The following is a 9711-nucleotide window of genomic DNA, read 5'->3' as shown; positions in this document are numbered from 1 at the left end:
TAAATTGTTAACGTTTAATGCTATTTAGGGCAAAATAATGCCCTCGTAGTGAGGGTGGGGTTAAGTAGTGAATCAACTCTGAGTAAGCTATATATTGCTGCCCTCTTCTAAAAATACTCGTACATTTCTTGGGTACACAAATACGTTTTGACCTTGAATGAGGTTAAGTTCGCGAAAACGCTCTTGTGTTAACTCAGCTTCAACTAAGTCTGATTGATCTGCTGGTTGTAGTTCTAATCTGACTAATGGGCCAATGGCATGAATATAGCTAACGGTAGCTTCAAAGCTTGGAGCAATGCCATTACGTTCTTTATGAACTTCGATGTCATGAGGACGTACATATGCTGTAGCATTGCTATTCTGAGTTCCTTCATGTGCGTGAACTTTCACTTGAATATCACCAATTTTAGCTTCACCCAAATGTACGTGACTATTGAATTGGTTAACATTACCTAAGAATTGATAGACAAATGGTGTTGCCGGGTGATTGTAAACTTCTTGTGGCGAACCTATTTGCTCTATATTACCTTTATTAATCACTACTACCCGGTCAGAAACCTCCAAAGCTTCATCTTGGTCATGTGTTACAAAAATACTGGTGATATGAAGTTCGTCGTGTAAGCGACGCAACCAGCGACGAAGTTCCTTACGCACTTTTGCGTCTAATGCACCGAATGGTTCATCAAGTAATAATACCTTAGGTTCTACAGCTAATGCACGTGCTAAAGCGATACGTTGTCGTTGCCCACCAGACAATTGTGGAGGATAACGATCTGACAACCAGTCAAGTTGCACAAGCTCTAATAGCTCATGCACGCGTCTTTTAATCTCTGCGTCAGATGGTCGCGTTTCTTTAGGACGAACGCGTAAGCCAAAAGCTACATTTTCAAATACAGTCATATGGCGGAATAAGGCATAGTGTTGAAATACAAAACCCACTTGACGATCACGCACCTGTCTTGCTGTAGCATCTTCACCATAAAAGTGAATGCTACCTGAATCTGGAGTTTCGAGTCCCGCAATGATCCTTAGCAGTGTAGTTTTTCCGCAACCTGAAGGCCCGAGCAATGCGACTAGCTCTCCACTTGGTACATCCAAGCTAATCCCATTTAGGGCGCTAAAGCTACCAAAGTTCTTTTTAATATTACGTATTTCGATACTCATAGATTCATTCCAGTTGATTCAATATTGAGGTGTAAGTATTTAGATGCTTTCATTGTGAATAGCGTTTTGTGCCACACGCCATTCAACAAAGGTTTTGACTATCAGTGTCACAATCGCAAGTAAAGCAAGTAGTGAAGCCACGGCAAAGGCCGCGGCTAATTGATGGTCTGCATAGAGAATTTCAATATGTAAAGGCATCGTATTGGTCATACCAATGATGTGTCCTGATACCGCAGAAACAGCACCAAACTCACCCATCGCCCGTGCATTGGTTAAAATTACTCCATATAACAAACCCCATTTAATATTTGGGAATGTGATGCGCCATAGGATTTGCCAACCTGATGCGCCTAAAACAAGACCCGCTTCCTCTTCCTCTTTACCTTGCGCTTGCATTAAAGGTATTAATTCTCGGGCAACAAAAGGAAACGTAACAAAGATAGTGGCTAATACAATACCTGGAACAGCAAAGATGATTTTGATGTCATGATCAAACAGGTATGATCCAAACCAACCTTGCATACCAAAGATTAAGATGTAGATTAAACCAGCAATCACAGGTGAAACGGCGAACGGTAAATCTATCAATGTGATGAGGATGCTTTTACTTTTAAATTCAAACTTGGCAATTGCCCAAGCTGCAGATACACCAAACACCACATTGAGCGGCACCGCAATAAGTGCAGCAATTAAAGTGAGTTTCATTGCCGCTAGCGCATTTGCATCGCTTATCGCGGCAAAGTAAGTGGCGAAGCCATGACGTAATGCTTCGGTAAAAACTGCTACTAAAGGTAGAATTAAAAAAGCACCCAGAAATACAATAACAACAGAAATCAACAAGCGCCTAACCAGAACTGGTTCGGAAGTTGCACGGGTGATCGCTACTTTGTTGCTGTAGTTGCTATATTGTGATTTAGCTAAAGTGTTTGCAGCTGTGTTAATGGCCATAATGTTCTCTAAATGAAGGTTTAATACTTTAGTATGAAGAGTTGTTGCGACGGCTAAGCCACCACTGCAAGCCGTTTATAGCAAACAAAAGTAAGAAAGAAATGACTAACATTACAACAGCCACCGCCGTAGCCTGTGCATATTCGTGTTCATCTAATTTTATGTAAATGATGAGTGGGGTAATTTCAGATACAAAAGGAAGGTTTCCTGCAATGAAAATGACAGAACCGTATTCACCAATTGCTCTTGCAAAAGCTAATGAGAAACCCGTGAGCAGTGCTGGCCAAATTGCGGGGAAAACAATCTTAGAGAAAGTTTGCCAGCGATTGGCACCTAAGCTAGCCGCGGCTTCTTCTGTTTCTGCTTCTAAGTCTTCTAATACAGGTTGCACTGTGCGTACAACAAACGGCAAGCCAATAAAGGTCAGCGCCACAATTACGCCCAGTGGAGTGGATGCCACCTTTATGCTAAGCAGTTCAAGCCACGCCCCAATCCAGCCGTGAGCTGAATATAGAGTAGCTAAGGTAATACCAGCTACCGCGGTAGGGAGTGCAAAAGGTAAGTCGACCAAAGCATCGAGAATTTTTTTACCTGGAAATTTATAACGTACCAATACCCAAGCCGTTAGTAGACCAAATACTGCGTTAATCAATGCACCAATTAAAGAGGCGCCGAAGGTTAACTTATAAGACGCCACGACCCGCGGTGCGGAAACCACTTCCCAGAATTCGTTAAAACTTAACTCAGCCGTCTTAATGAATGCAGCGGACAAAGGTATTAATACAATCAAGCTAAGATAAAGTATCGTGTAGCCTAGAGAGAGATTAAAACCGGGGAGGATATTCTTTTTAGTGAACATATTATTCAATCGATAACTTTTGGAAGCGGTCGCCAATTTAACAGGATTCTTAATAAGTTAAAAATACTGTTTACCTATAACTTTATAGCTAAATGGTATTAAGCTACTGAACGGGAACTCCTCCTACTTTTTTCTACGCTACGATTAAATAAAGAGGACGGTTGTAATTCTTTAGCAGTAACAGGTCTCGCCTTGAAACAAAATATGCAATATCTAACTGATTTTGTGTTTCTATGGCTACGGAAGAGCTTAGTCTGAAACTTAGTGGGATTAATTGGGATTTTGGTGAAGTTTAGCGGACGTGTGGTTTGATATAGCGTTAATATTTTTTAACTAGTTTGATCTTGATAGCACTGCTGCCGCTTGATTTTAAGTGATAGCGGCCAACCACCTTAAAGCAATTAAACGGCTATTCCTTATCAACGGCTATGCCTTGAGCATCAAATAAGCCATCAAACAAAATTGAGCTTAAATAACGCTCGCCTGAATCAGGCAGAATGACCACAATCGTTTTGCCCGCATTTTCTGGTAGTTTTGCATAGCGCACAGCCACTGCAACTGCTGCTCCACAGGATATGCCAGATAATATGCCCTCTTCACGCGCCAAGCGTTGGGCATACATAATAGCTTCTTCATTAGTCACTTGCGCAACGTCATCTACAATAGTTAAATCAAGGTTTGCTGGTATAAAGCCAGCGCCTATGCCTTGAATTTTATGTGGCGCAGGCTTAATTGTCTCGCCAGCGCGGAGTTGAGTAATTACTGGGCTTGAGGCTGGTTCTACCGCCACCGTCAAAATTTTCTTATGTTGGGTATTTTTGATATAGCGCGAAACGCCTGTTATCGTTCCGCCTGTGCCTACGCCTGCGACCAATATGTCAATATTGCCATCGGTTGCGTTCCAAATTTCTGGTCCAGTTGTTTTTTCATGAATCGCTGGGTTCGCTGGGTTTTTAAATTGCTGAAGTAAAACGTAGCGGTTTAGGTCAGAAGCAACAATTTCTTCGGCTTTTGCAATAGCACCACTCATGCCTTTTGCACCTTCAGTGAGCACAAGTTTTGCCCCATACGCGATCAATAGTTTGCGGCGCTCTAAGCTCATAGTGTCAGGCATGGTTAATGTCAGCGGAATTCCACGGGCAGCCGCAACAAAGGCTAACGCAATACCAGTATTGCCGCTGGTTGGCTCTACAATTTCTTTACCTGGCCCTAACAAACCGCGTTGCTCCGCATCCCAAATCATAGCGGCGCCTATTCGGCATTTGACCGAGTAAGCTGGATTACGACCTTCAATCTTTGCTAATACAGTCGCGCCACCAGTATCTCCTGCACCATCGGTAATACGATTTAGCCTAACTAAAGGCGTATTACCGATAGATTGTGCATTATCTTCAAACCAATTAGACATAAGAATTCCTTTGATGATTAATCACTATTGACCCAAATTTAGGTACAAGAGTTTAAAGACATCAATATACAATTATTTCCGCAAGACCTCAAAGGCCTTGCAAGTAATAATACATGCCTTGCTCGGGTGACTTATTTTTGATAAATCTGATCAAATGTACCGCCATCAGAAAAGTGTTTTTTCTGAGCCACTTGCCAACCACCAAAGTCATCATCAATTTTAACTAAATTAACTTTAGGAAATTGTGACTCATACTTTTTAGCTATAGAAGCAAGTGTAGGTCGGTAGAAGTTTCTCGCAGCAATTTCTTGCCCTTCTTCCGCATATAGATATCCCAAATATGCTTTGGCAACCGCCTCAGTATTATGTTTTTTTGCGTACTTATCAACCACTGTTACTGGTGGCTCAGCTAAAATAGAAAGTGAAGGAATAACAATTTCATATTTCCCAGGGAATTCTTTTTGAGCCAAAAACGCTTCGTTTTCCCAGGCAATTAATACATCTCCAATGCCACGTTCAGCAAAGGTAGTTGTCGATCCACGCGCACCAGTATCGAGCACAGGAACATTTTTGAATAACTTTCTGATAAATTCTTGGGTTTTAGCTTCATTACCTCCTTGCTTTTGCGCATAGGCCCAAGCTGCTAAATAATTCCAGCGTGCGCCTCCCGAGGTTTTCGGGTTAGGAGTAATCACAGACACGCCAGTTTTTGTTAAATCATCCCAATCTTTGATTTTTTTAGGGTTGCCTTTCCTGATTAGCAACACAATGGTAGAAGTGTATGGTGAGCTGTTCAGCGCCAGACGTTTTTGCCAGTCTTTAGGAATCAACTTACCTTTTTCATACAACTGGTCTACATCGTAACCTAACCCAAGGGTTGCAACGTCAGCATCTAAGCCGTCAATAATGGAGCGTGCTTGTTTGCCAGAGCCGCCATGCGACTGTTTGATGGTCACATTGTCGCCAGTTTTGTTCTTCCAATAGCTTGCGAAGGCTTTGTTATAGTCAACATACAGCTCGCGAGTTGGATCATAAGATACGTTTAATAATGATACGTCTGCTGCTAAGCCTGTTAGCGGCAAAAATAGTGCGCTAATCAGCAAGGTTTTCTTTAAATATTTAAATGTTTGCATGGTATTTTCTTTCTAGTTTTCTGATTGTTAAAAACCTAATACGGTTAACTCGGTGTAGAAGAAGTCAGATGAATCTGAGCGATTAGCTTCACCAGCCACTTTGCGGGTGTTTGATTTCACAAAATCGCCAGCCCAGAAATGTGCGTAGCCAATGTTCAGAGAGGCATACTGGTTTACTGGGAAGCGCACGCGCAAGTCAACTTCTTTACCTAAATCGTTGCCACTAGCACCGGTTTTGTCGCGAAGATTGTTACCCGCTTGCCAGCGGTCAGAAGAATCATCCAAACGATACCAACTGAAGCTCGTGTCCACTTTTACGTTCTCTAGGAAAGATACTTTTGGTTCAAACTCCAAGTGCAACTTAGGTGTTCTAATATTTTCCATTTGGATGTAGTCGTTATTAGACCAAGGGCGAGCAAAACCGAATAAGCGTTCAAAGCGTTGGCTGTCGCCACGATCTACAGTGTTTCCGGGTGTGCTATCACCAGTCGCTACACCGTAATATGCACTGACTCTAGGTTTCCATGAATTTTTATAGGTGTAACCTAGCTCTGCCCCATACGCGTAAGCATCATGATCAACATTGATGCTACCCAGCGTAGCGTTCAAGAAGCGATCTTGATTGCCCCATTGTTTAGCATAGCTCGTGTCATAGTCCCAGCCTGAATTAAAAGCACCATATGCACGTAAACCTGCGGTATGGATTTTACGGTCGATTTGCGCCTGCCTAAGTTCAGACCCAGTTAACTCTTTTCCGTTAGAGTTATATTTAACCTTGTTGCCGTCCTGTTTTAGTAAAAAGTAGTAAGGTTGTAAAGTGACGTATTCAGACCAGCCACGCCAGTCACCGATTACACCGTAAAAATCTTGCGCATGGTCTACTTCATCCAATTGGCGGGTAAATCGTTGTACGGGTTTAACCGCAAATGCCTCTATTTGCCAATCATTCTTTTTCTCACCGATATTGGCACGGATGCCTTGGAAGGAGTTTGTAGTGTTACGCCATTCGTTACGAGCAATTAAGCGACGATCCAATGCTTCCCATGCTAAGCGGCCGCCACGAATCCAAAATGGGCGATTGTTCCCTAAGTCATCTTTACCAAAAACTGATTCTTTAAAATGCAACTCAAGATAGCCTTGTAAAACATCGGCTTGATTCACATCGCGAGTGTCATACTTACGCGTGTAGTCGCCATTATTACGGCGAGAATCCTGGACTTCTACAGCAAAACGTAAAGGATCCAAAATCTCTTTCACGCCCACATAAGCGCGGGTACGCAAGAGTAATGGATCGTCGACATTTTCATTGGCGCGACGGAAGTCATTATCGCGATGCTCATAACGTGCGCGGTATTCCAAACCTAAATCCAACCAATTCACATCATCAAAAGCCGCGTAATCTTTCAACCATGTTTTATTCGCTTGTTTTACGTAACGTGGTGGGTCGGTTTCTTTTTGCGTTCCATAACTTCTACGCTCTACGTAATAGCCATTTGCTGTTTTGACGGCTGCCTTTTCTTCTGCAGCAATTTCTGTCAAACGTGTTTTAACTTTCTCTTGTTGCTCTAAGTCATCAATGCTGGTTTGCTGTGTGTTTCCAGCAAGTTTAATTTCTGCTTCATTAGCGTATGCAAAGCTCCCGCTAAGAAACAAGCCGCTAATCAATAAAGGTTTTGCTAGTTTTCTACTCAATGAAAGATTACTTTTAGTTTGCATGATGTTCCTTTTATTTCAATGCTAAATATAGTTTTGATAAGCTGTTAAACAGATCTAATTACTTATTTATTAATTTGTTAGATTTGTTAATGGTGTTCAGTACAGCTCTTGTTTTCTTTATGGTGGCTTAAGTGAATAAGCAAGTACGCACTATAAATAAACAATTTAATAATTAAAAATAATTTGTTATCATAAATTTATAACTAAAAAGAATATGGATGAAGAATTTATGCCAATTGCATGAAAAGCAGACTTTATTGATTGTATTGTTTCCAATTCATTGAATTGATAGGTATAATACGGAAGAATTTTTTCGATGGGCTTTGTGCCCATTTTTTGTTTCTGCGACTTGCGCATAAATTCGCAAGCTCGCATTAGGAAATAGAGGTTTAATAAACATGCAAGATTTGCATACGTTGATAGAGACATCGGTAACCCAATTGGGTTACGAACTTGTTGATTTAGAAATTTCTAATCGCGGTAAATTGTTGCGTGTTTTTATAGATAAATTAAACCCTGCGGATATTAAAGACAGCGTCAATATTGATGATTGCAGCTTGGTGAGTAACCAGCTTGGTAACTTATTGGCGGTGGAAAATGATATTGATTACGATCGTTTGGAAGTTTCATCGCCAGGCATGGATCGGGTACTGAAAAAAGAAGCTGATTTTGTTAGGTTTACTGGTGAGCGTGCGCAGATTAAGTTACGGGTTGGCATGAAAGATGAAAGCCCAAACGCGACAGAAACAACCTTGCCACGTAAAACCTTTTTAGGTTTTATTAAGGGCGTGCAAGATGGCCAAGTGTTAATTGAGTTTGATGGCGTTGTGTACAAAATGGCACTGAGTAATATTGATAAAGCGCGTTTGAACCCAGTATTTTAAAGAAATATTAAAGTATTTAAATAAATCGTTTGATAAGAATTTAATGAAATAAAGCAGTTAATCTGCAATTTATAGTCGGAGATAGATGATGAGTCGTGAAATTTTATTATTGGTAGATGCACTAGCACACGAAAAAAATGTGAGTAAAGAGGTTATCTTTACTGCGCTTGAGCTTGCCTTGGCATCAGCCACCAAGAAAAAACATCATGATGATGCCGATGTGCGTGTGTCTATCGACCGTGAAAGTGGCGCCTATGAAACATTTAGACGTTGGCAATATGTTGAATATGACTTGCTAGAAAACTCAGCTTATCAAATCGATGAAGAAAGCGAACACGCTAAAGGTTTGAATATTGGCGAATATTACGAAGAGCCATTAGAAAGCATTGAATTTGGCCGTATTGGCGCACAAGCTGCAAAACAGGTAATTTTGCAAAAAGTGCGTGAAGCTGAACGTGAACAAATTCTAGAAGACTTTTTAGCGCGCGATGAAAAATTAGTCACAGGCGTGATTAAGCGTATGGAAAAAGGTAATGCAATTATTGAAGTAGGTCGTATTGAATCATTATTGCCGCGCGAACAAATGATTCCTAAAGAGAATCTACGTGTGGGTGACCGTGTGCGTGCTTTCCTTTCACGTATTGAACGTGGTGGTCGTGGCCCTCAGTTAATTCTTTCAAGAATTACGCCTGATTTTTTAGTGCGCTTATTTGAGTTGGAAGTGCCAGAAATTGAAGAAGGCTTGCTAGAGATTCGCGCTGCGGCACGGGATCCTGGTTTGCGTTCAAAAATTGCAGTGAAAAGTAATGATCAACGCATTGACCCTGTAGGTACTTGCGTAGGTATGCGTGGTTCACGTGTACAAGCGGTGACAGGTGAGCTGGCTGGCGAGCGTGTCGATATTGTGTTGTGGTCTATGGAGCCAGCACAATTTGTGATTAACGCAATGTCACCTGCTGAAGTTTCTAGCATTGTTGTAGATGAAGATGCGCACAGTATGGATGTTGTGGTGGATGAAGAGCAATTAGCCCTAGCGATTGGCCGTAACGGTCAAAACGTGCGTTTGGCTTCAGAGTTAACTGGTTGGACATTAAACATTCTGACAGTTGATCAAGCCGCTCAGAAAAACCAAGATGAATTTGCTGGTGTAAGCCAGTTGTTTATGGATAAGTTAGATGTAGATGCCGAAGTGGCAGAAATTCTAGTGCAAGAAGGTTTTAGCACTCTAGAAGAAATCGCTTACGTACCTTTGGCGGAAATGAACGAAATCGAAGCGTTTGATGAAGATACCATTGAAGAGTTACGTAAACGCGCTCGTGCAGCCTTGTTAACAGAAGCCATTGCTAAAGAAGAAAAAGTAGATGAAGCTTCTGAAGATTTGTTAACAATGGAAGGCATGGATGCTGAAACTGCGCATCTATTAGCATCTAAAGGCGTAGCAACAATGGACGATTTAGCCGAGTTAGCGGTTGATGAATTAGAAGAGCTAACTGGCATGGATGCAGAACGCGCGAAAACATTAATCATGACAGCACGTGCACCTTGGTTTAAGTAAACCGTTGGGTTTAATTAAGCAAAGCAATTAATAAAGAAATTGTA

At 41.5% G+C, this 9711-nt stretch carries 8 protein-coding genes; 2 read left to right on the top strand and 6 right to left on the bottom strand.

Annotated elements, in window-relative coordinates:
- Positions 1-87: 87 nt before the first annotated feature.
- From PSV17_RS02200 to PSV17_RS02175, 6 genes are all read right to left on the bottom strand, one after another.
- On the bottom strand, positions 88-1164 hold the full coding sequence (locus tag PSV17_RS02200) for a sulfate ABC transporter ATP-binding protein (RefSeq protein WP_300479219.1): 1077 nt from the start codon (positions 1162-1164) through the stop codon (positions 88-90).
- Positions 1165-1203: 39 nt separating this feature from the next.
- Positions 1204-2112, bottom strand: coding sequence for a sulfate ABC transporter permease subunit CysW (gene cysW, locus PSV17_RS02195; RefSeq protein WP_300479217.1), 909 nt, complete (start codon positions 2110-2112; stop codon positions 1204-1206).
- 28 nt (positions 2113-2140) lie between these two features.
- Positions 2141-2971, bottom strand: coding sequence for a sulfate ABC transporter permease subunit CysT (gene cysT, locus PSV17_RS02190; RefSeq protein ID WP_300479215.1), 831 nt, complete (start codon positions 2969-2971; stop codon positions 2141-2143).
- A 409-nt stretch (positions 2972-3380) separates the two neighbouring features.
- Positions 3381-4379 carry a cysteine synthase A gene (gene cysK, locus PSV17_RS02185; RefSeq protein WP_300479214.1) on the bottom strand — a complete coding sequence of 333 codons (999 nt, stop codon included), beginning with the start codon at positions 4377-4379 and terminating at the stop codon, positions 3381-3383.
- A 131-nt stretch (positions 4380-4510) separates the two neighbouring features.
- Positions 4511-5512, bottom strand: a complete 1002-nt coding sequence (locus PSV17_RS02180; protein WP_300479212.1) for a sulfate ABC transporter substrate-binding protein — start codon at positions 5510-5512, stop codon at positions 4511-4513.
- A 27-nt stretch (positions 5513-5539) separates the two neighbouring features.
- Positions 5540-7228: an alginate export family protein gene (locus PSV17_RS02175; protein ID WP_300479209.1), complete on the bottom strand. Its 1689-nt coding sequence runs from the start codon at positions 7226-7228 to the stop codon at positions 5540-5542.
- Between the two features lie 398 nt (positions 7229-7626).
- Between PSV17_RS02175 and rimP the strand changes: the two genes are divergently transcribed.
- Both rimP and nusA read left to right on the top strand, forming a co-directional pair.
- On the top strand, positions 7627-8112 hold the full coding sequence (gene rimP / locus PSV17_RS02170) for a ribosome maturation factor RimP (protein ID WP_300479206.1): 486 nt from the start codon (positions 7627-7629) through the stop codon (positions 8110-8112).
- Between the two features lie 88 nt (positions 8113-8200).
- Positions 8201-9667 carry a transcription termination factor NusA gene (gene nusA / locus PSV17_RS02165; RefSeq protein ID WP_300479204.1) on the top strand — a complete coding sequence of 489 codons (1467 nt, stop codon included), beginning with the start codon at positions 8201-8203 and terminating at the stop codon, positions 9665-9667.
- The last annotated feature ends 44 nt before the right edge of the window (positions 9668-9711 follow it).

It is taken from the genome of Methylotenera sp. (assembly GCF_029946165.1).
Classification (GTDB): Bacteria; Pseudomonadota; Gammaproteobacteria; order Burkholderiales; family Methylophilaceae; genus Methylotenera.
This window is presented reverse-complemented; position numbering and strand designations above follow the sequence as displayed.

Coding starts and splice junctions, on each gene's coding strand:
- PSV17_RS02200 (WP_300479219.1), bottom strand. CDS start 1,164: ATGAGTATCGAAATACGTAATATTAAAAAGAACTTTGGTAGCTTTAGC.
- cysW (WP_300479217.1), bottom strand. CDS start 2,112: ATGGCCATTAACACAGCTGCAAACACTTTAGCTAAATCACAATATAGC.
- cysT (WP_300479215.1), bottom strand. CDS start 2,971: ATGTTCACTAAAAAGAATATCCTCCCCGGTTTTAATCTCTCTCTAGGC.
- cysK (WP_300479214.1), bottom strand. CDS start 4,379: ATGTCTAATTGGTTTGAAGATAATGCACAATCTATCGGTAATACGCCT.
- PSV17_RS02180 (WP_300479212.1), bottom strand. CDS start 5,512: ATGCAAACATTTAAATATTTAAAGAAAACCTTGCTGATTAGCGCACTA.
- PSV17_RS02175 (WP_300479209.1), bottom strand. CDS start 7,228: ATGCAAACTAAAAGTAATCTTTCATTGAGTAGAAAACTAGCAAAACCT.
- rimP (WP_300479206.1), top strand. CDS start 7,627: ATGCAAGATTTGCATACGTTGATAGAGACATCGGTAACCCAATTGGGT.
- nusA (WP_300479204.1), top strand. CDS start 8,201: ATGAGTCGTGAAATTTTATTATTGGTAGATGCACTAGCACACGAAAAA.